This is a genomic window from Bacillus sp. JFL15 (assembly GCF_001184225.1).
In the GTDB taxonomy this organism is placed as follows: domain Bacteria; phylum Bacillota; class Bacilli; order Bacillales; family Bacillaceae; genus Bacillus; species Bacillus siamensis.
Genome location: NZ_KQ236689.1, coordinates 382,699 through 406,289, shown reverse-complemented (window position 1 = coordinate 406,289; position 23,591 = coordinate 382,699). Strand labels below are relative to the sequence as shown.

24 protein-coding genes and 1 other annotated feature are annotated in these 23,591 nt (G+C 48.5%); of the genes, 19 read left to right on the top strand and 5 right to left on the bottom strand.

What is annotated here, in order from left to right; all coding sequences use genetic code 11:
• The first annotated feature begins 83 nt into the window (after window positions 1–83).
• From lrgA to AD710_RS01945, 6 genes are all read left to right on the top strand, one after another.
• Window positions 84–524, top strand: coding sequence for an antiholin-like murein hydrolase modulator LrgA (gene lrgA, locus AD710_RS01970; RefSeq protein WP_049627151.1), 441 nt, complete (start codon window positions 84–86; stop codon window positions 522–524).
• Between the two features lie 12 nt (window positions 525–536).
• Window positions 537–1,220 (top strand): antiholin-like protein LrgB, encoded by a 684-nt coding sequence (gene lrgB, locus AD710_RS01965; protein WP_049627150.1) that lies wholly within the window; start codon window positions 537–539, stop codon window positions 1,218–1,220.
• Window positions 1,221–1,400: 180 nt separating this feature from the next.
• Window positions 1,401–1,531, top strand: a sequence feature (ribosomal protein L20 leader region).
• Between the two features lie 58 nt (window positions 1,532–1,589).
• Entirely contained in the window at window positions 1,590–2,111 is a 522-nt protein-coding gene (gene infC, locus AD710_RS01960; protein ID WP_071543361.1) for a translation initiation factor IF-3, read from the top strand.
• 12 nt (window positions 2,112–2,123) lie between these two features.
• Window positions 2,124–2,324, top strand: a complete 201-nt coding sequence (rpmI, locus tag AD710_RS01955) for a 50S ribosomal protein L35 (RefSeq protein WP_003152493.1) — start codon at window positions 2,124–2,126, stop codon at window positions 2,322–2,324.
• 31 nt (window positions 2,325–2,355) lie between these two features.
• Window positions 2,356–2,715, top strand: coding sequence for a 50S ribosomal protein L20 (gene rplT / locus AD710_RS01950; protein ID WP_007613019.1), 360 nt, complete (start codon window positions 2,356–2,358; stop codon window positions 2,713–2,715).
• Between the two features lie 58 nt (window positions 2,716–2,773).
• Window positions 2,774–3,037, top strand: coding sequence for a DUF1294 domain-containing protein (locus AD710_RS01945; protein ID WP_016938629.1), 264 nt, complete (start codon window positions 2,774–2,776; stop codon window positions 3,035–3,037).
• A gap of 13 nt (window positions 3,038–3,050) precedes the next feature.
• Here the strand turns inward: AD710_RS01945 and AD710_RS01940 are convergent, their stop codons facing one another.
• A complete protein-coding gene (locus AD710_RS01940; RefSeq protein ID WP_016938630.1) occupies window positions 3,051–3,443 on the bottom strand; it encodes a hypothetical protein in 393 nt (130 codons plus the stop codon).
• A gap of 183 nt (window positions 3,444–3,626) precedes the next feature.
• Between AD710_RS01940 and AD710_RS01935 the strand changes: the two genes are divergently transcribed.
• The 12 genes from AD710_RS01935 (at window position 3,627) to cstA (ending at window position 18,391) form a co-directional block, all read left to right on the top strand.
• Window positions 3,627–4,712, top strand: a complete 1,086-nt coding sequence (locus AD710_RS01935; RefSeq protein ID WP_016938631.1) for a M42 family metallopeptidase — start codon at window positions 3,627–3,629, stop codon at window positions 4,710–4,712.
• A gap of 141 nt (window positions 4,713–4,853) precedes the next feature.
• The gene (locus tag AD710_RS01930; RefSeq protein ID WP_049627149.1) at window positions 4,854–5,816 is read left to right on the top strand and encodes an arabinan endo-1,5-alpha-L-arabinosidase AbnA; all 963 of its coding nucleotides are present in this window, start codon (window positions 4,854–4,856) and stop codon (window positions 5,814–5,816) included.
• 178 nt (window positions 5,817–5,994) lie between these two features.
• Window positions 5,995–7,488 carry an L-arabinose isomerase gene (gene araA, locus AD710_RS01925; RefSeq protein WP_049628748.1) on the top strand — a complete coding sequence of 498 codons (1,494 nt, stop codon included), beginning with the start codon at window positions 5,995–5,997 and terminating at the stop codon, window positions 7,486–7,488.
• A 1-nt stretch (window position 7,489) separates the two neighbouring features.
• Window positions 7,490–9,175, top strand: coding sequence for a ribulokinase (gene araB, locus AD710_RS01920; RefSeq protein ID WP_049627148.1), 1,686 nt, complete (start codon window positions 7,490–7,492; stop codon window positions 9,173–9,175).
• Window positions 9,168–9,857 carry an L-ribulose-5-phosphate 4-epimerase gene (gene araD, locus AD710_RS01915; RefSeq protein ID WP_049627147.1) on the top strand — a complete coding sequence of 230 codons (690 nt, stop codon included), beginning with the start codon at window positions 9,168–9,170 and terminating at the stop codon, window positions 9,855–9,857. Before araB ends, araD begins: the two co-directional genes overlap by 8 nt.
• Complete coding sequence (locus AD710_RS01910; protein WP_442853068.1) at window positions 9,835–10,641, top strand: sugar-phosphatase AraL; 807 nt, start codon at window positions 9,835–9,837, stop codon at window positions 10,639–10,641. The genes araD and AD710_RS01910 overlap by 23 nt, the downstream gene beginning before the upstream one ends.
• Entirely contained in the window at window positions 10,638–11,843 is a 1,206-nt protein-coding gene (locus tag AD710_RS01905; protein ID WP_049627145.1) for a sn-glycerol-1-phosphate dehydrogenase, read from the top strand. The genes AD710_RS01910 and AD710_RS01905 overlap by 4 nt, the downstream gene beginning before the upstream one ends.
• A gap of 1 nt (window position 11,844) precedes the next feature.
• On the top strand, window positions 11,845–13,140 hold the full coding sequence (locus AD710_RS01900) for an arabinooligosaccharides ABC transporter substrate-binding protein AraN (RefSeq protein WP_049627144.1): 1,296 nt from the start codon (window positions 11,845–11,847) through the stop codon (window positions 13,138–13,140).
• A gap of 39 nt (window positions 13,141–13,179) precedes the next feature.
• A complete protein-coding gene (locus tag AD710_RS01895; RefSeq protein WP_049627143.1) occupies window positions 13,180–14,121 on the top strand; it encodes an arabinooligosaccharides ABC transporter permease AraP in 942 nt (313 codons plus the stop codon).
• Window positions 14,122–14,967, top strand: coding sequence for an arabinooligosaccharides ABC transporter permease AraQ (locus tag AD710_RS01890; RefSeq protein WP_049627142.1), 846 nt, complete (start codon window positions 14,122–14,124; stop codon window positions 14,965–14,967).
• 18 nt (window positions 14,968–14,985) lie between these two features.
• The gene (gene arfA / locus AD710_RS01885; RefSeq protein WP_049627141.1) at window positions 14,986–16,485 is read left to right on the top strand and encodes an arabinosylfuranosidase ArfA; all 1,500 of its coding nucleotides are present in this window, start codon (window positions 14,986–14,988) and stop codon (window positions 16,483–16,485) included.
• 109 nt (window positions 16,486–16,594) lie between these two features.
• Window positions 16,595–18,391: a carbon starvation protein CstA gene (gene cstA / locus AD710_RS01880; RefSeq protein ID WP_049627140.1), complete on the top strand. Its 1,797-nt coding sequence runs from the start codon at window positions 16,595–16,597 to the stop codon at window positions 18,389–18,391.
• 71 nt (window positions 18,392–18,462) lie between these two features.
• Here the strand turns inward: cstA and AD710_RS01875 are convergent, their stop codons facing one another.
• The 4 genes from AD710_RS01875 to sspI all read right to left on the bottom strand — a co-directional run bounded on the left by AD710_RS01875 (window position 18,463) and on the right by sspI (window position 22,663).
• Window positions 18,463–19,791 (bottom strand): (Fe-S)-binding protein, encoded by a 1,329-nt coding sequence (locus AD710_RS01875; protein WP_049627139.1) that lies wholly within the window; start codon window positions 19,789–19,791, stop codon window positions 18,463–18,465.
• Window positions 19,788–21,200, bottom strand: a complete 1,413-nt coding sequence (gene glcD, locus AD710_RS01870; RefSeq protein WP_049627138.1) for a glycolate oxidase subunit GlcD — start codon at window positions 21,198–21,200, stop codon at window positions 19,788–19,790. The genes AD710_RS01875 and glcD overlap by 4 nt, the downstream gene beginning before the upstream one ends.
• A gap of 98 nt (window positions 21,201–21,298) precedes the next feature.
• Entirely contained in the window at window positions 21,299–22,384 is a 1,086-nt protein-coding gene (locus AD710_RS01865) for a CdaR family transcriptional regulator (protein ID WP_049627137.1), read from the bottom strand.
• 63 nt (window positions 22,385–22,447) lie between these two features.
• Window positions 22,448–22,663, bottom strand: coding sequence for a small acid-soluble spore protein SspI (gene sspI, locus AD710_RS01860; RefSeq protein ID WP_003152527.1), 216 nt, complete (start codon window positions 22,661–22,663; stop codon window positions 22,448–22,450).
• Between the two features lie 121 nt (window positions 22,664–22,784).
• On the opposite strand from sspI, the gene AD710_RS01855 reads away from it, so the two are divergent.
• Window positions 22,785–23,531: a TrmH family RNA methyltransferase gene (locus AD710_RS01855; protein WP_049628747.1), complete on the top strand. Its 747-nt coding sequence runs from the start codon at window positions 22,785–22,787 to the stop codon at window positions 23,529–23,531.
• Window positions 23,532–23,591 lie beyond the last annotated feature (60 nt).

Sequence of the window (23,591 nt, the reverse complement as noted above, 5' to 3'; positions counted from 1 at the left end):
TATTCTGCCGTTTGTGATGAAAGCGCTTAATAAGCCGGTTTCTCTTTTATAATGGACCTAACTTAGAGAAAGAGGTGAAGAAAATGAGTGCGAAGAAAGTGTACGGATTTCTGACACAAGCATTTATTTTTGCCGGCATTATGCTCATATCTAATGGGATTGCAGCGGTTGTCCCCATTCCTATACCCGCTTCCGTAGTAGGTTTGGTGCTATTATTTGTCCTTTTATGCCTGAAAGTGATAAAACTTGAACAAGTAGAAACGCTGGGAACATCATTAACGTCACTGATCGGATTTTTATTTGTCCCGTCGGGCATCTCCGTGATGAATTCACTTGGCGTCATGCAGCAGTACGGCGTGCAGATCGCACTCGTCATCTTACTCGCCACCATCATTCTGTTAGGGGCGACGGGCCTTTTTTCTCAGCTGATTCTGTCAGTCAGCCAAAAACGTCAGAAGGCAGCTCCGGCTGATAAACAAACGGTGCGCCGTTCCAATCAAGAAAATGAACTTGTGCAGCATTAGGAGGGAAATCGGATGAGTCCATATTTCGGTATTGTCGTTTCACTTGCGGCCTTTGGCATCGGCACGTATTTATTTAAAAAAACGAAAGGCTTTTTCCTCTTCACCCCGCTGTTTGTCGCGATGGTGCTTGGCATTCTTTTTCTGAAGCTCGGCGGTTTTTCATATGAAGATTATAAAAGCGGCGGAGACATTATTAAGTTCTTCCTGGAGCCTGCGACGATTGCTTTTGCCATTCCTTTATACAAACAGCGTGACAAGCTGAAAAAATACTGGTGGCAGATCATGTCGTCTATCATTGTCGGCTCTATCTGCTCAGTCACGATTGTCTATCTGATCGCAAAAGGCATTCATCTTGACGCGGCCGTTATGAAAAGCATGCTTCCGCAGGCGGCGACAACGGCAATTGCCCTTCCGTTGTCAAAAGGGATCGGCGGCATCACCGACATCACTGCTTTCGCCGTCATTTTCAACGCCGTCATTGTCTATGCTCTCGGGGCATTATTCTTAAAACTGTTTAAAGTGAAACACCCGATCTCTAAAGGATTGGCTCTCGGCACATCCGGACACGCACTCGGTGTTGCGGTCGGTATTGAGATGGGAGAAGTAGAAGCGGCAATGGCAAGTATCGCGGTTGTCGTCGTAGGAGTGGTGACGGTGCTGGTCATTCCGGTATTCGTTCAGCTCATTGGTGGATAAACCCGGATCATACACCCGGGTTTTTTATTGTCCGGCCCATCCGCGGACGGCAAAGAACGAAATTTCACATTTTTCCTTGCGCTCCCCCCGGTGCCGTGTTAAAATGAAAAAGTTGATCCGGATAAGTCATTCTTGACTAACGTTCCGGTATTGTGTAGAATAGTTATTGAATTGAATATAAATCACAAGCAGAGGCACCCGCTTCTCACCTGATTGACACATTCATGTAGTTGGCAGGTTGACCGTACATTTTTATTTATGCAGATGTTCGTAGTGTGGGTGTGTTGTCATGCCCGCACTTTTTGTTTGCCTGCAGAATGCAGTCAAAACGCGTTGTGAATCAATTCGAAGAAACTATGGAGGTGGCTCATTATTAGCAAAGATCAATTGGTTAATGAGGGTATCCGTGCACGTGAAGTTCGTCTGATCGGACAAAATGGCGATCAGCTCGGCATCAAGTCCCGTCAGGAAGCACTTGAAATCGCCGGCCGCGCAAATCTTGACCTTGTGTTAGTTGCAGCGAATGCAAAACCGCCTGTATGCCGCATCATGGACTACGGTAAGTTCAGATTCGAGCAGCAGAAAAAGGACAAAGAAGCACGCAAAAATCAAAAAATCATTAACTTAAAAGAAGTTAGATTAAGTCCGACAATCGATGAGCATGACTTTAACACGAAATTGCGAAATGCGATTAAATTCCTTGAAAAAGGCGATAAAGTGAAAGCTTCTATCCGCTTTAAAGGACGCGCAATCACTCATAAAGAAATCGGCCAGCGCGTATTGGACCGTTTCTCTGAAGCATGTGCGGAAGTTGCGACAGTCGAAACAAAACCAAAAATGGACGGCCGCAGCATGTTCTTAATGCTCGCGCCGAAAAACGAAAAGCAATAAGGAGGAAATCCCATGCCAAAAATGAAAACTCACCGCGGATCTGCTAAACGTTTTAAAAAGACAGGTTCTGGGAAGTTAAAACGTTCTCATGCATATACAAGTCACTTATTCGCCAACAAATCCCAAAAGCAAAAGCGTAAGCTTCGCAAGGGTGCTATTGTAAGCGCAGGAGACTTCAAACGTATCAAACAACAGCTTGCTAACATCAAGTAATCGGACAAGGAACAATTAGGAGGGAAATATAATGCCAAGAGTAAAAGGCGGAACTGTGTCGCGTCAGCGTCGTAAAAAGGTTCTTAAATTAGCAAAAGGTTATTTCGGTTCAAAACATAGATTATACAAAGTAGCAAACCAGCAGGTCATGAAATCTGGAAACTACGCTTTCCGTGACCGTCGTCAGAAAAAACGTGACTTCCGTAAGCTTTGGATCACTCGTATCAACGCAGCTGCTCGTATGAACGGTCTTTCTTACAGCCGTTTAATGCACGGTCTTAAGCTTTCAGGCATCGAAGTAAACCGCAAAATGCTTGCTGATCTTGCTGTAAACGATCTTACTGCTTTCAATCAGCTTGCTGATGCTGCTAAAGCTCAGTTAGACAAGTAAGTTGAAAAAAGCCGCTCTCTTTCCGGGAGCGGTTTTTTTACGTAAAGGGTGACAATTAATGGCTCTCTTCATTTATGCCGTACTGATAAACGGATACGGCTTTTGGATCATGGGCGCTGATAAAAGAAGAGCGAAAGCGCACAGATGGAGAATATCAGAGAAACGAATATGGCTCACAGCCGCCATGTTCGGCTCACTCGGCGTATGGCTCGGCATGCGCACCTTCAGGCATAAGACAAAGCACAAAGCTTTTTTATACGGGGTGCCGCTGCTTTTTCTCGTTGAAGCCGCTCTTGTGGTGATCTATTTGAATGATAAATAAAAAGCAGGAGGGCTCAGCGCCCGCCTGCTTTTTTTGCTTTTTTAATGGGCTGGTCCCAATCAATCTTGCAATTCGGGTACCGCTCCAATACCTTTTTCTCAACTTCTTCGAAATCATCTGCAGAAAAGCTGCTCAGCTTTTCCGGAGTCTCAGTCCATACAAATATCGTATGAATAAACAGCGGATGGTCTTTGGAAGGGATATGCTTCTCTCCTTCAAAGAGCACTCCTTTATAAGTAAGCTGGAGATTTTTTCGCGTGTTTTTCTGTTCATCAATAAAATAAAAATTTTCTTTTGATTGTGCCAGTCTGAGCCTTCTCTTCGGATTTGCGTAGAATTTGACCGCCATGTAAATAAAATAAATAAGAAGTGCAAGCAAGACAATCCTGAATACTGTAATGGCCATCTGTGTGAAGGCACCTCCTCACCTTTGTCATGATCTGATGTAATACGAAAAACAAAACAAAAGGTTTCATTTTTTTAAAAGAAATAGATAAAAACATTTACCCGTTTTTCAGGCGAATTAATCGTATGCTTCTGCATCGGTTCTGTATAATAAGAAGGGTAGTGAAAAAAAGGAGGTTTATTGATGACAAAATTAGATGAAACGCTCACCATGCTGAAAGCGTTAACGGACGCAAAAGGGATACCGGGAAATGAGAGAGAAGTCAGACAAGTGATGAAATCATACATAGAACCATTTGCCGATGAGGTCACAACCGACCGGCTGGGAAGCTTAATCGCCAAAAAAACCGGCGAAGAAAACGGTCCGAAAATCATGATCTCAGGGCATTTAGACGAAGTCGGTTTTATGGTGACGCAAATCACTGATAAAGGCTTTCTCCGCTTCCAAACCGTCGGCGGCTGGTGGTCTCAGGTGATGCTGGCCCAGCGCGTCACCGTCGTGACAAAAAAAGGAGACATCACGGGAATCATCGGTTCGAAGCCGCCGCATATTTTACCGCCTGACGCCAGAAAAAAAGCCGCCGATATCAAAGAGATGTTCATCGATATCGGGGCGTCCAGCCGTGAAGAAGCAATGGAATGGGGCGTTCTTCCGGGTGACCAGGTTGTGCCGTATTTTGAATTTACAGTGATGAACAATGAAAAACATTTATTGGCGAAAGCATGGGACAACCGTATCGGCTGTGCGATTGCCATCGATGTATTAAAAAATCTGAAAAACAGCGATCATCCGAATGAAGTATACGGAGTGGGAACGGTTCAAGAAGAAGTCGGGCTGCGCGGGGCGAAAACAGCGGCGCATACCATCCAGCCTGACATCGCGTTCGGTGTGGATGTCGGAATTGCCGGAGATACACCGGGAATTTCTGAAAAAGAAGCGCAAAGTAAAATCGGCGAAGGGCCGCAAATTATTCTGTATGACGCATCTATGGTCTCTCACAAAGGGCTGCGCGACCTTGTCGTAAACACGGCGGAAGAAGCGGGAATTCCGTATCAATTCGATTCCATTGCCGGGGGCGGGACGGATTCAGGTTCCATTCATTTAACCGCAAACGGAGTGCCGGCGCTGTCTATTACGATCGCAACGCGCTACATTCACACTCATGCCGCTATTTTGCATCGGGATGATTATGAGAATACGGTAAAATTGATCACAGAAGTAATTAAAAAATTAGACCGGGAAACGGTTGACCGTATTACATATCAATAATGAACGGAAGAATCTGCTTTTTTTAAGCAGATTCTTTTTTTGTATGTACAAATATGATCACGATGACTACAATAAGAAAAGACATAGAAAAATCTTACAGAATATTTTTGTAAGCGCTTTAAAAAAGGGAGGAGTTATGAAATGAAAAACAGATTCAAACGCATGATCCGCTTTTCGTGCGCAGCCGTAACAGCCGGGCTGCTGCTGTCTTCATCTCCTGCATCTGCCGCGTTTTGGGGTGCGTCGAATGAATTGCTGCACGATCCGACAATGGCGAAAGAAGGAAACACGTGGTACGCATTCGGAACCGGTTTGGAAGGTGAGAGGGGACTTCGTGTCTTAAAGGCGGGCAGCGGCGGCGTGTGGACCGTTCAGAAATCAATTTTTACTTCCCCGCTGTCTTGGTGGGGCAATTACGTGCCGAATTACGGGCTGAATCAATGGGCCCCCGATGTTCAATATTATAACGGAAAGTATTGGCTTTACTATGCCGTTTCTTCATTCGGCAAAAATACCTCCGCGATCGGTCTTGCATCATCTACAAGCCTCAGTTCGGGAAACTGGAAGGACGAAGGGCTCATCATCCGTTCAACAAGCGCCAATAACTACAATGCAATTGATCCGGAGCTGACAATTGATAAAGACGGAAATCCATGGCTTGCCTTCGGTTCTTTTTGGAGCGGCATTAAGCTGACAAAGCTTGATAAAAACACAATGAAACCGACCGGATCCCTTTATTCCATCGCCTCAAGACCGAATAACGGAGGAGCTTTGGAAGCGCCTGCCATCACCTATCAGAACGGCTACTATTACTTAATGGTGTCGTTTGATAAATGCTGTTCAGGCGTGAATAGTACGTACAAAATTGCTTATGGAAGATCCAAAAGCATCACCGGTCCATATCTTGATAAAAGCGGGAAAAGCATGTCAGAAGGCGGAGGGACGATTCTTGATTCCGGCAATGACCGCTGGAAAGGCCCGGGCGGCCAAGACATTGTGAACGGAAATATTTTAGTGCGCCATGCGTATGATGCCGAAAACAGCGGAATCCCGAAGATGCTCATCAATGATATCGATTGGAGTTCAGGGTGGCCATCCTATTAATTGAGCAGCCGGGCATGTGTGTCCGGCTTTTTACTTGCAATAAAAGATTGACAGTTTGATTCCTCCTTAACTATAATAAAATTGTTCGTACAAATAAAAAGTTAAAAGTTTAATATTTTAATTTATACGTATATTTTTAAATGCAAGCGCTTTATTTTGACAGGAAGGGGAAATGAATGTGCTTCAGAACAAAGATTATGAATTTTGGTTTGTGACGGGAAGCCAGCACTTATACGGAGAGGAAACGCTTCAGCTTGTCGATCAACACGCAAAAGGGATATGTGACGGTCTCAGCGGGGTGTCATCAAGATACAAGATCAGGCATAAAGCGGTTGTTACGTCATCTGAAACAATCAGAGCGGTTTTGCGGGAAGCGCAATATCAAGAAAACTGCGCCGGGATCATCACGTGGATGCATACATTTTCTCCGGCGAAAATGTGGATTGAAGGTCTTTCCGCCTTTCAAAAGCCGATGCTTCATCTGCATACCCAATATCATCGCGACATTCCGTGGGAAACGATTGATATGGATTTTATGAACAGCAACCAATCTGCCCACGGAGACCGGGAATACGGATATATCCAGTCAAGAATGGGGCAGACGAGAAAAGTCATTGCAGGCTATTGGGATGATGAAGAAGTTAAACGTGACATTTCACAATGGATGAATACTGCTGCCGCTTGGAATGAAAGCAGGCATATTAAAGTAGCCCGGTTCGGCGACAACATGCGGAATGTAGCCGTTACTGACGGAGACAAAGTCGGCGCCCACATTCAATTCGGCTGGCAGGTTGACGGGTACGGAATCGGTGATCTTACCGAGGTGATGAACAATGTCACCGATGCAGAAATTGAAGCGCTTTATGAAGAATACGACAAATTGTATGTCATCAGCGACGAAACGAAACAGGATGAAGCAAAAGTTTCTTCCATTAAAGAACAGGCGAAAATCGAACTTGGGTTAATGGCTTTTCTTGAACGGGGCGGATATACAGCGTTTTCGACCTCCTTTGAGGTGCTGCACGGAATGAAGCAGCTTCCGGGGCTTGCCGTTCAGCGTCTCATGGAAAAAGGGTACGGATTTGCCGGCGAAGGCGATTGGAAAACTGCTGCCTTGGTGCGAATGATGAAAATAATGGCGGACGGAAAACAAACCTCCTTCATGGAAGATTACACGTACCATTTTGAGCCGGGGCGTGCGATGATTCTCGGATCACATATGCTTGAAGTATGTCCGACAATTGCCCTTGATCGGCCGAAAATCGAAGTCCATCCTCTCTCAATCGGAGGAAAGGAAGATCCCGCCCGATTGGTCTTTAACGGAATCGGCGGTTCAGCCATCATCGCAAGTATCATTGACATCGGAGGGCGGTTCCGTCTCATTCTGAATGAAGCGGAAGGCACGGAAATTGAACATGACATGCCGAATCTGCCTGTGGCGCGGGTGCTGTGGAAGCCTGAGCCATCGCTGAAAACAGCTGCGGAAGCATGGATTTTGGCGGGAGGCGCCCATCATACCTGTATGTCCTTCCGGCTTACGGCTGAACAGATGCTTGACTGGGCTGAAATGGCAGGCATTGAAAGCGTCTTTATTTCCCGCAATACCGAAATACGCGAGCTGAAAAAAGAGCTGAAGTGGAATGACGCATTATACCGGCTGGGAGGAAATTGATATGGCGTATACAATTGGTGTAGATTTCGGCACATTGTCCGGCAGGGCGGTGCTTGTCAATGTCCGGACAGGAGAAGAAATCGCCTCCGCGGTCAAAGAATACACTCATGCTGTTATCGACCGTACGCTGCCGAAAACGGGGGAAAAGCTCCCTCGTGACTGGGCGCTTCAAGATCCCGCCGATTATATTGAAGTTTTGGAAACGGCGATTCCGAGCCTGCTTCAGCAGTCGGGCGCTGATCCAAAAGATGTGATCGGCATAGGAATTGATTTTACGGCCTGCACCATTTTGCCGGTAGACGGCGCGGGACAGCCGCTTTGTATGCTTCCGGAATTTGAACGGGAGCCTCACAGTTATGTGAAGCTGTGGAAGCATCATGCGGCTCAAAAGCATGCAGACCGTTTGAACGCGATTGCCGAAGACACAAAAGAAGAATTTCTCAAAAGATACGGCGGTAAAATTTCTTCCGAATGGATGATCCCGAAAATCATGCAAATTGCGGAAGAAGCGCCGCATATATACGAGGCGGCAGATCGGATTGTGGAAGCGGCAGACTGGATCGTCTATCAATTGTGCGGTTCATTGAAGCGGAGCAACTGCACGGCCGGCTACAAAGCAATTTGGAATGAGGAGACGGGATATCCGCCTGATCATTTTTTCGAAAGGCTCAACCCGTTAATGAAAACGATTACAAATGATAAATTAAGCGGAACCATTTATTCAGTCGGAGAAAAGGCAGGAGGACTGACCGAAAAAATGGCGGAGCTGACCGGGCTTTTGCCGGGGACGGCCGTTGCCGTCGCAAATGTTGACGCTCACGTATCAGTGCCAGCGGTCGGCATTACAGAGCCGGGGAAAATGCTGATGATCATGGGGACGTCCACCTGTCATGTGCTGCTCGGCGAGGAAGAACATATCGTCCCCGGTATGTGCGGAGTTGTCAATAACGGCATCTTGCCTGGATATGCGGGATATGAAGCGGGGCAGTCCTGTGTCGGCGACCATTTTGATTGGTTTGTTAAAACGTGCGTTCCGAAAGACTATGAGAAGGAAGCCGAGGAAAAACAGATCGATATTCACGAGCTTTTAAGCGAAAAAGCAGCAGAGCTTGCTCCGGGGGAAAGCGGTCTTCTCGCGCTTGACTGGTGGAACGGAAACCGGTCAACCTTGGTGGACGCCGATTTGACGGGCATGATGCTCGGCATGACGCTGCACACGAAACCGGAAGAAATCTACAGGGCATTGATTGAAGCGACGGCGTTCGGAACGAGGATGATTATCGAAACGTTCCGCGAAAACGGCGTACCGGTCGAGGAGCTTCACGCAGCCGGAGGAATCGCTGAGAAAAATCCATTTATCATGCAAATTTATGCAGACGTCACAAATATGGACATTAAATTATCCGGGTCTCCGCAGGCGCCGGCACTGGGCTCCGCGATTTTCGGAGCGCTCGCTGCGGGACGGGAAAACGGGGGTTTCTCCAATATTGCTGAGGCTTGCGCACATATGGGGAAATTAAAAGACGGCTCTTATGTCCCGAATCGGGGAAGAGCTGAGATTTATGACAGCTTATATGCGGAATACAAAGAGCTCGTTCACTACTTCGGCAAAGAAAACAATGTCATGAAACGCCTGAAAGCCATTAAAAACCGTGAGTTCGCAAAAGGGGAGAGCCGCCATGCTTGAAGCGTTAAAAGAAGAAGTGCTCGCCGCCAATCTGAAGCTTGAGGAACATAATCTTGTCACGTTTACATGGGGGAATGTCAGCGGCATTGACAGAGAAAGCGGGAGAATCGTCATTAAACCGAGCGGTGTCGATTACAGTGAGCTGACCGCAGACAAACTGGTCGTCCTGAATGAGGACGGAGACATTCTGGAAGGCTCGCTGAAGCCGTCTTCTGACACGCCGACCCATCTTTATCTGTATAAAGCCTTTCCCGCTATCGGCGGAATCGTTCATACGCATTCCCGCTGGGCGACGAGCTGGGCGCAGTCAGGAAGAGACATTCCCGCGCTCGGAACGACTCACGCGGATTATTTTGAAAGCGCTATACCTTGTACGAGGAAAATGTATGAAGAAGAAATTGTGAAAGATTACGAATATCATACAGGCAAAGTCATAGCGGAAACCTTTCAAAATGAATCGTATGAACAAAATCCGGGTGTTCTTGTCCACAGCCACGGTCCGTTCTGCTGGGGAACGGACGCGCTGAATGCCGTGCATAACGCTGTAGTGCTCGAAACCGTGGCGGAAATGGCCTACCATTCGCTTATGCTGAACAAACAGCTCAGCCCGATAGACAGAGTGCTGCATGATAAGCATTTTTACAGAAAACACGGGGCGAATGCTTATTATGGCCAAACTTGACGCATCCGGGTTTCTGATTGATTTAGACGGAACCGTATTCAGGGGGCAGGAGCTGATTGACGGCGCAACAGAAGCCATTCATACTCTTCAGTCCCTGGGCAAAGCCGTTGTCTTTTTAAGCAACCGCGGCAATCTATCAAGAGCCATGTGCCAAAAGAAACTGCTTGGTGCCGGTATCCGGACGGATGAACGGAGCATCGTGCTATCCTCCAGTGTGACGGCATCATTTTTAAAGAAGCATTATCCTTTGTCAAAGGTGTGGGTGTTAGGAGAGAAAGGGCTGACGGATGAACTCGCTTTAGCGGGTGTCACCATGGCGCAAAAACCGGAGGCGGCAGACTGGCTTGTTATCTCTTTGCATGAAACTGTCACCTATGAGGATCTGAATCTCGCTTTTCAGGCAGCTTCCTCCGGCGCGCGCATCATCGCCACGAACCGGGACCGCTCGTTTCCGAATGAAGGCGGCCATGCTATGGACGTTGCGGGAATGATCGGGGCCATTGAGGCATCTGCCGGAGTAAAAACGGAGCTTGTCGTCGGCAAACCGTCTTGGCTGATGGCTGAGGCAGCATGTGAAGCGCTCGGGCTTTCTCCGGGAGAATGCGCAATAATCGGAGACGGCCTCGAATCAGATATCGCAATGGGAAGGCTGTACGGGATGAAAAGCGTATTGGTTCTGACGGGATCGGCAAAACTTGGGGAGACCCGTCTCTATGAGCCTGACATCGTGCTCGACTCTATTAAAGACCTGACAGAATTAGCGAAGGAGGGAATCCTTTTATGAAACTTTCTCCGGCGGACATTCAATCCGAGTTTAATAAGGAAGGAGGCAGCCGCTCTCCTATTCAAATAGAAGACATCATCATCGGAGCGGATGCAAAAGAAGAGCTTTTCAGATTTCTTCAAAAAAAATGCTGGAAACATCCGGCGATCGTCTGTGACCGGAACACTGACGAAGCGGCGGGAGGGATGCTTGCGGACGAATTGAAGGCCGGCGGAATCAAAGCGGCAAAGATCATCATTCCGGAGCATGAAACAGGAACCGCTGCGGCTGATGAAAGGACACTGATCTATACGCTGATCAATATCGCGGAAGAGACGGATGTCATCATTGCGGCCGGGTCAGGAACGATTCACGACATTACGCGGTTTGCCGCCTGCCAGCGCGGTTTGCCGTTTATCTCATTCCCCACCGCTCCTTCAGTCGACGGATTTACATCGGCTGGAGCCCCGCTCATATTAAACGGCATCAAAACGACGATTCAAACGAAAGCGCCGATCGCCTTATTTGCGGATACGAATCTATTAAAAGAAGCGCCGCGCGTAATGACAGCCGCGGGCTTCGGAGACATGCTCGGAAAAATAACTTCGCTGGCAGATTGGGAGATCTCCCATAGGCTTGCGGATGAGCCGTACTCAGAAGCCGGGGCGAAACTTGTGAAAGACGCGCTTTGGCAGTGCATTGATCACCGTGCTGACATTGCCATGGGAACAGAGGCCGGCATTCGCATCCTGATGGAAGCGCTGATCGTTTCGGGTCTTGTCATGCTTGCCCTTGATCACTCCCGTCCCGCCTCAGGAGGAGAGCATCACATCTCGCATTGGATTGAGATGGAACTGCTGAAGACGAAACAGCCCCCGATTCTCCACGGTGCGAAGGTGGGCTGCGCATGCGTGGTGCTGAGTGATATTTACAAAGATCTGGCCTGCCACGAAAAGCTTGCAGAACTTCCGACGCACTTTCGCGAGGCGGTTCAATCAGCATATGAAGGGCTTCCTGACGGCAAAACAATTGCCGGGTGGCTCACATCTGCCGGAGGTCCCGCCAGTTTTGATGAAATCGGTGTAAAACAGGACCTTGTCAGCGACGCCCTTAAGCACGCACACACACTGCGAGACCGTTATACCGGCTTAACCATCATAAATGAAAATGTCGCGCTCTTTGCACATCATTCGCCGCACGGCCTGAAGCGGAAGGGGGAATGACATGAAAAAAACGACCGCTGCATGTTTGGCGCTGATGATGTTCTTATTATTTACCGCCGGCTGTTCACAAGAACGGACTGCCGGCAGGGCGGGAGAAACGGAGCTGACATTTTGGACGTTTAACGGACTGCACGAACAGTTTTATCAGGAAATGGCCAAAGAATGGAATCAGAAATATCCGGAGCGCAAAATTAAGCTGAATACCGTTGTTTATCCTTATGGACAAATGCATGATAATCTATCCGTTTCCCTGATCGCGGGGGAAGGGCTTCCTGATATAGCCGACGTGGAATTAAGCCGGTTCTCGAATTTTCTGAAGGGGAAGGATATCCCGCTTGCCGATCTGACTCCGCTGATTGAAAAAGATCGCGATAAGTTTGTGGAAGCGCGCCTGGCCTTATACAGCAAAAACGGCAAACTGTACGGCCTTGACACACATGTAGGGACGACCGTGATGTTTTACAACATGGATATTATGAAAAAGGCCGGCGTTGATCCCGCATCGATTAAGACATGGGAGGACTACCGGCTGGCGGGGAAAAAAGTGCGCGAAATCGCGGGGAAACCGATGGGAACGGTTGAAACAAATGATTCCGCCACATTTCTTTCCATGATTTCACAGCAAGGATCAGGCTACTTCAGCAAAAACGGAAAGTTGATTCTGAACAATAAAACGAATATAGACACATTGAATGACTTAAAGGACATGGTAAATGATAAAACCCTTTTGCCGGCTCCCGGCGGCGGCCATCACAGTGAAGAATACTACGGTTTTATGAATCAGGGCGGGGCAGCGTCAGTGCTGATGCCCATCTGGTACATGGGACGGTTTATCGATTATATGCCTGATTTAAAAGGGAAAATGGCGATTTACCCTATGCCGGCCTGGAAAAAAGGCGGCGACAGATCAGCGGGCTTGGGCGGAACAGCCACCGTCGTACCGAAACAGGCCGAACATCTGAAGCTCGCGAAAGAATTTCTCGGATTTGCGAAAGGTTCAAAGGAAGGAAATATTAAGCTGTGGACGGTGCTCGGCTTTGATCCGCTCCGCTGGGACGTGTGGGATTCAAAAGAATTGAAGGAGAAAAACAAGTACACGGATTTCTTCCGGAACGGTACATCCATTTTTTCCACGCTCCTTGAAGTAAAAGATGAGATCAATCCGATTTATTTGCATGAAGACTTTTCTAAAGCGGCTGATCTCGTCGTCAGACAGGTGCTGTTCGATGCGCTGAAGACGCAGGAAAAAACACCTAAGGAAGCCTTGGACGAGGCGGCACAGCAATTGGAAAAATAAGAAGCCGCCCATTTTAACGGAGAAAGCGGGGGAGCTTTTATGAGACCTGTAAAGACAGAGGCAGCGCAAACCGTTTCCGCAGCCCGGAAGAAGCCGCGCCGGCGCAATGTGCTGTATTCCAAAAAAGCGGCGCCTTATCTTTTTACGGCGCCTTTTATCATTTCGTTTCTCGTTTTCTTTTTGTATCCGATCATCAGCGTGTGTATCATGAGCTTTCAGCGGATACTGCCGGGAGAAGCTGCATTTGTCGGGTTTTCCAATTACACCTCTCTTCTTAATCCAACCTTTTACACCGCACTGTTTAATACCTTGGAATATACCTTCTGGACGCTGATCGTGCTGATTCCGGTGCCGCTTCTTTTGGCGGTGATTCTGAATTCGAAGCTCGTCAGATTCAGAAATGTGTTTAAATCGGCACTGTTCGTACCGGCTTTGACATCGACGATCGTCGCGGGGATTATATTCCGGCTGATGTTCGGAGAAATGAATACGTCGCTGGCAAACGAGCTGATGATGAAGCTTGGCGTATCGCCTCAAAACTGGCTCAATAACAAAGGAACCGGCATGTTTTTAATGGTGCTGCTTGCATCATGGAGATGGATGGGCATTAACATTCTTTATTTTCTGGCCGGATTGCAAAACGTGCCGAAAGAATTATACGAGGCGGCTGAAATTGACGGGGCGAGTACGTGGAAAAAGTTCCGGCATATTACCCTCCCGTTTTTAAAGCCGGTATCGGTTTATGTGTTAACGATCAGTATTATCGGCGGTTTCAGAATGTTTGAGGAAAGCTATGTGCTTTGGCAGAATAATTCCCCGGGCAATATCGGCCTCACGCTTGTCGGTTATTTATATCAGCAGGGGCTTGCGTACAACGAAATGGGATACGGGGCCGCCATCGGAATTGTCCTTTTGCTTGTCATCTTACTTGTCAGCCTTGTGTCGCTGAAACTGTCCGGTTCGTTTAAAGGGGAGGGATAGATGGTGCGTAACAATCACATGTTTTCCGTGTACAGAGTCGCGTTTACCTTGTTTTTTATCATGCTGAGCCTGCTGTATATCTTTCCGATGATCTGCCTATTGCTCGGTTCATTAAAGCCGTCATCTGAGCTGATGCGCATCGGACTGAATCTGCGTCTTGATCCGGATGTGATGAGCCTTGATAACTACACGTATTTGTTCAACGGGGGAAGCATTTATTTTAAGTGGTTTTTTAACAGCCTGCTGCTCGGCGTTCTCACCACGGTGCTCACGCTGTTTTTTTCCTCAATGATCGGCTACGGACTCGGTGTGTACGAGTTTAAAGGCCGAAATGTTATTTTCGTTCTTGTGCTGATCATTATGATGGTGCCTCTGGAAGTGATGATGCTTCCGTTATTTAAACTGACGGTGGGGCTTCATTTGATTGATTCTTATACGGGGGTGATTCTGCCGTTTATTGTGTCGCCTGTCGCCGTGTTCTTTTTCAGGCAATACGCACTCGGCCTCCCGAGGGATCTGCTCGATTCAGCGAGAATGGATGGCTGCACGGAATTCGGCATTTTCTTCAGAATTATGGCGCCCCTCATGAAACCGGCATTCGGAGCAATGATCATTCTCCAATCTTTAAACAGCTGGAATAACTTTTTATGGCCGCTGATCGTGCTTCGGTCGAAAGAAATGTTTACGCTTCCAATCGGACTGTCAGGGCTGCTGAGTCCGTACGGCAACAACTATGACATGCTGATCTCCGGTTCCGTTTTTGCGATACTGCCGGTGATTATCATATTCTTGTTTTTCCAAAAATACTTTATTTCCGGCCTGACAGTCGGCGGAGTGAAGGGATAGAGAGAGGGAGGAAACATAATGAAAAAAGCGGGAATTACAGCAGATAAAGAATATATCATCGGTGAAGTGGACAAACGGATGTACGGATCATTTATAGAACATATGGGCCGGGCGGTGTATAAAGGCATTTATGAGCCCGGACACCCGAAAGCCGACAAGGACGGGTTCAGAACAGACGTACAGGAGCTGATCAGAGAATTACAGGTGCCGTTCATCCGCTATCCGGGCGGGAATTTTCTCTCGGGCTACAATTGGGAAGACGGCGTCGGACCGGTGAAGGACCGACCGCGGAGGCTTGATCTGGCATGGCAGACGACAGAAACGAACGAAGTCGGGACGAATGAATTTTTAACGTGGGCAAAAAAAGTGAACGCCGAAGTGAATATGGCGGTCAATCTCGGGACGAGAGGAATTGATGCCGCCCGGAACCTCGTCGAGTACTGCAACCATCCTGAAGGGTCATACTGGAGCGACTTGCGAAAATCGCACGGCTATGAAAAACCTTACGGCATAAAAACGTGGTGCTTAGGAAATGAGATGGACGGCCCTTGGCAGATCGGGCACAAAACGGCGCATGAATACGGACGGCTCGCCGCTGAAACGGCAAAAGTGATGAAATGGACGGACCCGACGATCGAATTGGTGGCCTGCGGAAGCTCAAACAGCAGCATGCCGACCTTCATCGAATGGGAGGCGGAGGTGCTTGAGCATACGTACGAGCATGTGGATTACATCTCACTGCATACGTATTACGGCAACCATGAAAATGATCTTGAAAACTATTTGGCGAAGTCGATGGATTTAGACCATTTTATCAAATCCGTCACAGCCGTATGTGATTATATGAAAGCGAAAAAACGGAGCAAAAAAACGATTCACCTTTCTTTAGATGAGTGGAATGTATGGTATCACTCCAATGAAGCGGATAAAAAAGTGGAGCCGTGGATTACGGCCCGGCCGATTCTGGAAGACATCTACAATTTTGAAGATGCGCTGTTGATCGGTTCATTGCTGATTACGATGCTGCAGCATGCGGACAGACTAAAGATCGCCTGTCTTGCCCAGCTTGTCAACGTGATTGCGCCTATCATGACTGAAAAGGGCGGAGAAGCATGGAGGCAGCCGATCTTTTATCCTTACATGCACGCCTCTGTCTACGGGAGAGGGACTTCGATGAAGCTGCTGATTACCTCCCTGAAATACGACTCAGCGGATTTTACGGATGTGCCGTATGTTGATGCCGCAGCCGTTTACCGTGAAGAGGATGAAGCCCTGACCATTTTTGCGGTCAACAAAAGCAAGGAACCGATAGAAACGGAGATTAAACTGAGAGGGTTTGAAGATTACCGCATCATTGAGCATATCGTGCTGGAGCATCAGAATATGAAAGCGACCAATCAAAAAAACAGAAAAGAAGTTATGCCTCACTCAAACGGAACGTCTTCCGCAAACGCTGAAGGGATAACGGCTCATTTTACGCCGCTGTCATGGAATGTCATCCGTTTATCAGGAAAATAATGTTCCGAAAAGCCGGGCTGTGCCGCCGGCTTTTTTTACGCAAAAATCATCTCCCGTTATCTGATAATTGTGATAATATTTAGAAAAAGAGAAAAGGGGCTGGGATTAAATGAATGCGATTACAATCGTCATAGCGTCTATATGCATTTTGGCGATCGCCTATCGGCTTTACGGTACCTTTATGATGGTCAAAGTATTAAAAATCAATGATCAGACACCGACTCCGGCCCATGTGCTTGAGGATGGGAAAGATTATGTGCCGACGAATAAATGGGTGTCATTCGGCCACCATTTCGCGGCAATCGCCGCTGCCGGCCCGCTTGTCGGACCGATTCTCGCAGCTCAGTTCGGCTATCTGCCCGGGCTTTTATGGCTGTTAATCGGGGCGGTGATCGGGGGAGCCGTGCACGATATTGTCGTATTGTTTGCATCTATGCGGAAAAATGGGAAAACGCTTTCTGAAGTCGCCAAAGAAGAGCTCGGCCCGGTAGCGGGCTTTTGCACGGGTCTTTCGATGCTGTTTATCATTACGATCACGATGGCGGGGCTGTCCATGGTTGTGCTGCACGCACTTGAGAAAAACCCGTGGGGAACGTTTGCGGTGGGGATTACGATTCCGATCGCGATGGGGGTCGGCGTCTACTATAAAAAAACGGGCAATCTCAAACTTGCATCAACTGTCGGTTTTCTTTTGTTAATGGCCGGCGTTGTGATCGGGCCGCGGCTGCAGACAACGGCTCTCGGCGACATGCTGACGTTGGATGCGAAAACACTCGCGGTGGCGCTTCCCGTCTATGCTTTTTTCGCCGCGGCGCTTCCGGTTTGGCTTTTGCTTGCCCCGCGTGACTATTTAAGCAGTTTTATGAAAATCGGGGTTTTTGCCGCTTTGATCGCAGGCGTCTTTTTCGTCAATCCCGCCGTTAAATTCCCGGCCGTAACGGAGTTCATTCACGGCGGCGGACCGGTGATCGCAGGACCTGTCTGGCCGTTTATTTCAATAACGATTGCCTGCGGCGCCATTTCAGGCTTTCATGCGTTTGTCGGTTCCGGCACAACGCCGAAAATGCTGGATAAATGGAGTGATATCAAGCCGGTTGCTTTCGGAGCGATGCTTGTCGAATGTCTCGTCGGGATTATGGCGCTCATAGCAGCCGCCGCACTTGAGCCAGCCGATTATTTTGCCATTAACAGCACGCCGGAAATTTTCCGCGCCCTTGGGATGAACGTCGTCCATCTGCCTGAATTGAGCAAAGAAATCGGTCTCAGTCTGGAAGGAAGAACGGGCGGCGCTGTTACGCTTGCCGTCGGAATGACGTATATCTTTACGGAGATTCCGTTTTTCAGTCATTTGGCTTCATACTTTTTTCAATTTGTCATTATGTTTGAAGCGGTGTTTATTTTAACGGCGATTGATGCGGGAACCCGTGTCGCCCGCTACTTGATCCAGGAGTTTTTCGGAGAGGTGTATAAGCCTCTGAAAAAAACAGACTGGCTGCCGGGCTCGATTTTCTCAAGCGCGCTCGCCTGCCTGCTGTGGGGCTATCTTCTGTATTCGGGCGACATCAGCTCCATTTGGGCGCTGTTCGGCGTGTCCAATCAGCTTATGGCGTCCGTCGGATTAATCATCGGTGCGACTGTCGTATTGAAGATAGCCGATAAGCGGCATTATATGCTGACATGCCTGATTCCTCTCGCTTATTTGTACGTGACCGTCAACTATGCGGGTTATTGGATGGTGCGGTATGTGTATTTGAATCCCGAAGCGGCGGGATACAATGTGCTGAATGGCGTTTTATCTATTATCATGCTCATTCTCGGGCTTGTGATTATCATGGCGGCTGTGAAAAAATGGGCAAACATTTGGCGTGATCCGAGTGCCAGATTGGAAGCTTCAATACCCGGATAAATCCGCCCCGAACTGTAAAACTTGCAGCATCATAAAAGCAGAGAGCCGTTCGGTCTCTCTGCTTTTTCCGTTTATGACAAATCCGCCGCTTTCAAAAGGTAATCCGCCAAATGTACCGCGCGGACACGGTCTGTTAATCCTTCGCGCAAAATGCCGAGCTGCATTTGCAAAAGGCATCCGGGGTTGGCTGTCACGATGACGGTTGCTTCCGTTTTTCCGGCGGCTTTCATCTTGCTGTCTAATATTTTCATAGACATCTCTGACTCTGTTATATTATAAATTCCCGCCGACCCGCAGCAACTGTCGGCCTTTTCCATTTCTCTGTACTCGGCCCCTTTAATGCTTTTCAAAAGCATGCGCGGTTCCTCTGACGTATGCATCACATTGCGGAGATGGCAGGAGTCCTGATATGTGACGATATGAGGGGATTGCGCCTGAAGGTTCCTTTGATGGAACTTCAGTTCAACCAGTACGGATGAAAAGTCTTTGAGCTTCCGGACGAATTGTTCGGCACGGTCCGCCCATTCAGGTTCATCCTTCAGTAAATGCGGATATTCCTGAAGAAAGGCGCCGCATCCGCCGGCGTTTGTAATGATATAATCTGCGTCAAGCGCTTCAAAAGCCGCGATATTCCGCTTGGCCAGTTCTTTTCCCGTCTCTTTTTCTCCGCTGTGCCCGTGAAGCGCGCCGCAGCACGCCTGACCTTCCGGAACCGCGATCTCACATCCGGCCGCCTGTAAAAGCGCTGTTGTCGCATGATTTGTTGCTAAAAACATCGTATCCATTAAACAGCCCGAGAAAAAAGCGGCCCGTTTTTGAACAGGACCCGAGGCGGGAAGAAAACGCGGCCGTTCCTTCATGTCTTTCCGTTTCGGGACGGGCGGGAGCACTTGTTCCATCGTGCGCAGATGCTCAGGCAAAACGCGCAGCATACCGGTTTTTCTGACGGCGGTCTGCAGTCCTGATCTTTGGTATATCCCGAGAAGATTCGCCGCTGTCCGCATGCGGTTTTGATGGGGAAAAAGCCCGGTAAATGCCGCTTTCCGCAAGAGGCGCACGCCCGGCTTATGTTTTTTATTTTGATGAATGATATCCCTTGCTTCTTCAAGCAGCTGTCCGTAATTGACTCCTGCCGGACAAACGGGCTCGCATGCCCGGCAGCCGAGACACAGCGAAAGTGAGCGCTCGACATCTTCATCCGGCTCGATCAGTCCGTCTGTGACGGCTTTCATCAGGGCGATCCGGCCGCGCGGCGAATGGGATTCTTGAAATCCTGATTCGATATAGGTCGGACAGGAAGGAAGGCAGAAGCCGCAGCGCATGCAGTTCAGCAATTCACCTTCATCCATGCGGTTTTTGAATTCTGTTTGAATTTGTTTCTGCTCTTTAGCCGTTGTCATTTCATCACCACCACGCGTTTCCTTGACGCATTGGCGAATATTTTTCCCGGATTCAGCAGGTTTTGGGGATCGAGCGCTTGTTTGATCGCTTTCATGGCGGTGATGCCTTCTGTTTTCAGCTTCATTTCTAAATACGGCGCTTTTACGATGCCGACCCCATGTTCACCCGTTATCGTTCCTCCCAGCTCAATCGCTTTCTCAAAAATGGCGGCAAAGGCTTTTTCGACACGTTCTATCTCCTCTGTATTTCGGATATCGGTGGTGCACGTCGGATGGAGGTTGCCGTCGCCTGCATGGCCGAATGTGCAGATGGACAAGCCGTATGTTTCTGCAATCTCGTTAATGGCTCTGACCATATTGGCAATTTGTGATCTCGGCACGGTGGCATCTTCCAGAATCGTCGTCGGTTTCAGTCTGGCAAGGGCTGATAGTGCGGACCGTCTGGCCTCTGTAAGGGCGAATGCTTCCTCCTCGGTTTCAGCCGTTTGGACGGATACGGCGGCTCCGTTTCTACAGATGGCTTCGATTTTTTCCATATCGCGTCTGACCGTGCCGCTGTCACCGTCCTGTTCGATCAGCAGTACGGCTTTTGCGTCTGTCGGAAGCCCGATCTTGGCGTAATCTTCAATGACCTGCAGTGTCGGCTGATCCAGAAATTCGAGTGTCGCCGGAATGATTTTTTCAGCGATGATGGCAGAAACCGATTCTGCAGCCGCTTCAATATGTTCATAGAGTGCGAGCAGCGTTTTTTTCGTTTCCGGCTTCGGAACAAGCTTTAAAGTCGCTTCCGTCACAACACCGAGCGTCCCCTCTGATCCGACGAAAAGCCGGGTCAGATCATAACCGGCGACATCCTTTGTCAGCTTTCCTCCTGTGCGGATGATATCGCCTGAAGCCAAGACGGCTTCAAGGCCGAGGACATAATCCCGGGTGACACCGTACTTCAGGCCGCGCAGTCCGCCGGAATTTTCATTAATATTTCCGCCGATCGTCGATATTTTCATGCTGCTCGGATCAGGCGGATAAAATAACCCTTTCCGTTCAACCGCATGAATCATATCTTGCGTGATCACGCCCGGCTGGACGGTTGCCGTCAAATTTTCCTCATCAATTTCAAGAATTCGGTTCATATGTTTGAATAAAAGAACAAGACCGCCCTCAGACGGACATGTGCCGCCGCATAAGTTTGTGCCTGAACCCCTCGGCACGATCGGAATGTCATGCCTGCTGCAAATCGTTAATATACGGGACACGTCATCCGAACAGCGGGGGGCGATTACCGCATCCGGCATGGCTTGCAGCTGAGGGGCTGCATCGTACGAATACACAAGACGGCCAGCCGCCGAATCATCATAATTCTCCTTCCCGACCGCCCGGATGAACTGTTCCTTTGCCTCTCGTGAAATCATATTCTCCCAACCTCCCGATTAGAAAAGCGTTTTCATTTAATTGTAAATAAAAATGATTTCGTAAACTATGGAGAAATAGATGAAAAATGATGGTGATATCACGTGATTTTTGTATGTTGATCTAAAAAGCGAAGCGCCAAATAAAAAGCCGTTATGTCTTCAGGGCGGTCAAGCTTCATATTTGTCAGCGATTCCAGTTTGGAAAGACGGTAGCGCAGCGTATTAATATGAATATGCATGTCATCAGCGGTGCGCTTTAACGATAACTGCCGGTCGAAAAAGGCGCGCAGCGTATCCAGAAGTTCTTCACGGCCGAGCACATGCTCGAGAACCCGCCGTGAAAATTCAGACCGTGTGCCGGGCGCAATATCGGCAAGACACATATCCAGTTTTAAATCTTCTTCAAAGACGGCCTGCTTGTCAATAGCGCCCGCCGAAAGAGCTTTCTCCGCCTGTCCGTATGATTCCGTCAGGCGTTCTCCCGGAACGATCCGCCCAATGCCGGCCGTGACAGGCTGCCCAAAAACAGTGTTCATTCTTTTGACGAGCTTCTCCTTAGAATCCGAGTTTGTTTCATGATTAATGAGAATACGTTCATTTCCCCAGCGGACAAACAGGTCTTCAGGGTATTCACTTTGCCAGAGGCGCCCGAGCTCTTCTGCTTCATATTGCTCATAACGGCCTTGAATGAGTATGATTCGGCGTTGCGCATGAAGGTCTGCTGCAAGGAGCTTTGCTTTTTCTAAAAAACCCGGCGACCATTCTTTTAACTGCAGCCAATCCACCATAAAGGATTCAAGCATTCTCTCACGCCATTGCACTTCTTCCAGGTGGCGCGTTTCTTTTATAAAAAGTTCCGTCATTTTTCTGAGCAATTCCCCGAAAGGCAGGATATCGTCAGGGTTTCCTGTCAGACCGAATACTCCGATCACCTCATGACCCGAAAAAACGGGGAGGTTCAATCCTGCTTTTACGCCCTCGAGCCGTTTTTCATCTTCTTTCGTAATGATGACATTCCGTTTTTCCCGCGCGCAGATAAGAGCTCCTTCATGAAAACATCCGGCGCGCGCAGCGTTGGTGCCCGCGATGATCATTCCTTTTGTATCGGCAATAATCACTTCGCGGCTGTACATATGTTTGACTTCGGCAATCAATTTTTTTGCCAGTTCCGGCTGTAACTGCATTGGCGATCCCCCTCGCCATTATTATACAAAAAAAACCGGGTGTGCCATCACCCGGTTTCATGCTTATTGCGCAGGTTTTAATCCGCCTTCAAGTGTTTTGAGCATTTCATTTTTTTCTGAGTCTGACGCATGCTGCCAAAGAACTTCGAATAAGACACCGAGACCCGGAAGCATTTTTTCTTCACCGCTTTGGATGGCGTCAACGATAGTATGCTCCAGCTGATCCTGGTTATTGCCGGTCACATTGGCAATAACGGCGTTGCGTAAATTAAGATCCATTACAACCGCTCCTTTTTTCCTGAATGTGATACGCATATTCTTACCGCGCACGCGGTTTATTATGTGCTGTTCTTGAGATATAATAACAACATGCATGAAAAAAGGAGAGCGCAGAAATAAAGTGAAACGAATTGACTCGGCAAAAAACCAAAAAGTGAAGGACTGGAAAAAACTTCACACAAAAAAAGAGAGACATAAAACGAATACATTTCTGATAGAAGGAGAGCATCTGGCAGAAGAAGCGCTCAAGTCAAAGGGAACGGTAAAAGAAATTCTCGTAAAAGATGAGAGCGTCATCCCGGCCGATCTGGACATGAGCATTCCGTGCTATGTGCTGAGCGAAGATGCGTTTTCAGCCGTGACGGAAACGGAAACGCCGCAGCAGATCGCCGCAGTCTGCCATATGCCGGACGAGAAGCCTGACCGGCTGAAGCGGCTGCTTCTGATTGATGCCGTGCAGGATCCGGGGAATTTAGGAACAATGATCAGAACGGCAGATGCGGCGGGGATTGACGCCGTTGTCCTCGGTGAGGGAACGGCAGATCCATACAACGGAAAAACGCTGCGTTCAGCCCAAGGATCTCACTTTCATATTCCCATTTTGAAACGTCCGCTCGACGAGTTTACCGATGAGCTGAAATCGCAAGGCGTCGCGATCTACGGCACGGCGCTTGAAAACGGTGCGGCTTATCAAAGCGTGAAGCCTGAAGAATCGTTCGCGTTAATCGTCGGGAACGAGGGGGCGGGAGTGGACGCCGGCCTTCTGCAAAAAACGGATCTCAACCTGTACGTTCCGCTGTACGGACAGGCGGAGTCGCTGAATGTGGCGGTGGCGGCTGCCATCCTCGTCTATCATCTCAGAGGATAGGTTGCGCAAAGCTGCGAATTTCACTATAATAGATAGCAATAATGTAAAAACCGTGACAGA

What these genes read in the sequence shown, in the direction of transcription:
- lrgA (WP_049627151.1), top strand. Translation starts at nt 84, where the DNA reads ATGAGTGCGAAGAAAGTGTACGGATTTCTGACACAAGCATTTATTTTT.
- lrgB (WP_049627150.1), top strand. Translation starts at nt 537, where the DNA reads ATGAGTCCATATTTCGGTATTGTCGTTTCACTTGCGGCCTTTGGCATC.
- rpmI (WP_003152493.1), top strand. Translation starts at nt 2,124, where the DNA reads ATGCCAAAAATGAAAACTCACCGCGGATCTGCTAAACGTTTTAAAAAG.
- rplT (WP_007613019.1), top strand. Translation starts at nt 2,356, where the DNA reads ATGCCAAGAGTAAAAGGCGGAACTGTGTCGCGTCAGCGTCGTAAAAAG.
- AD710_RS01945 (WP_016938629.1), top strand. Translation starts at nt 2,774, where the DNA reads ATGGCTCTCTTCATTTATGCCGTACTGATAAACGGATACGGCTTTTGG.
- AD710_RS01940 (WP_016938630.1), bottom strand. Translation starts at nt 3,443, where the DNA reads ATGGCCATTACAGTATTCAGGATTGTCTTGCTTGCACTTCTTATTTAT.
- AD710_RS01935 (WP_016938631.1), top strand. Translation starts at nt 3,627, where the DNA reads ATGACAAAATTAGATGAAACGCTCACCATGCTGAAAGCGTTAACGGAC.
- AD710_RS01930 (WP_049627149.1), top strand. Translation starts at nt 4,854, where the DNA reads ATGAAAAACAGATTCAAACGCATGATCCGCTTTTCGTGCGCAGCCGTA.
- araB (WP_049627148.1), top strand. Translation starts at nt 7,490, where the DNA reads ATGGCGTATACAATTGGTGTAGATTTCGGCACATTGTCCGGCAGGGCG.
- araD (WP_049627147.1), top strand. Translation starts at nt 9,168, where the DNA reads ATGCTTGAAGCGTTAAAAGAAGAAGTGCTCGCCGCCAATCTGAAGCTT.
- AD710_RS01910 (WP_442853068.1), top strand. Translation starts at nt 9,835, where the DNA reads ATGCTTATTATGGCCAAACTTGACGCATCCGGGTTTCTGATTGATTTA.
- AD710_RS01905 (WP_049627145.1), top strand. Translation starts at nt 10,638, where the DNA reads ATGAAACTTTCTCCGGCGGACATTCAATCCGAGTTTAATAAGGAAGGA.
- AD710_RS01900 (WP_049627144.1), top strand. Translation starts at nt 11,845, where the DNA reads ATGAAAAAAACGACCGCTGCATGTTTGGCGCTGATGATGTTCTTATTA.
- AD710_RS01895 (WP_049627143.1), top strand. Translation starts at nt 13,180, where the DNA reads ATGAGACCTGTAAAGACAGAGGCAGCGCAAACCGTTTCCGCAGCCCGG.
- AD710_RS01890 (WP_049627142.1), top strand. Translation starts at nt 14,122, where the DNA reads ATGGTGCGTAACAATCACATGTTTTCCGTGTACAGAGTCGCGTTTACC.
- arfA (WP_049627141.1), top strand. Translation starts at nt 14,986, where the DNA reads ATGAAAAAAGCGGGAATTACAGCAGATAAAGAATATATCATCGGTGAA.
- cstA (WP_049627140.1), top strand. Translation starts at nt 16,595, where the DNA reads ATGAATGCGATTACAATCGTCATAGCGTCTATATGCATTTTGGCGATC.
- AD710_RS01875 (WP_049627139.1), bottom strand. Translation starts at nt 19,791, where the DNA reads ATGACAACGGCTAAAGAGCAGAAACAAATTCAAACAGAATTCAAAAAC.
- glcD (WP_049627138.1), bottom strand. Translation starts at nt 21,200, where the DNA reads ATGATTTCACGAGAGGCAAAGGAACAGTTCATCCGGGCGGTCGGGAAG.
- AD710_RS01865 (WP_049627137.1), bottom strand. Translation starts at nt 22,384, where the DNA reads ATGCAGTTACAGCCGGAACTGGCAAAAAAATTGATTGCCGAAGTCAAA.
- sspI (WP_003152527.1), bottom strand. Translation starts at nt 22,663, where the DNA reads ATGGATCTTAATTTACGCAACGCCGTTATTGCCAATGTGACCGGCAAT.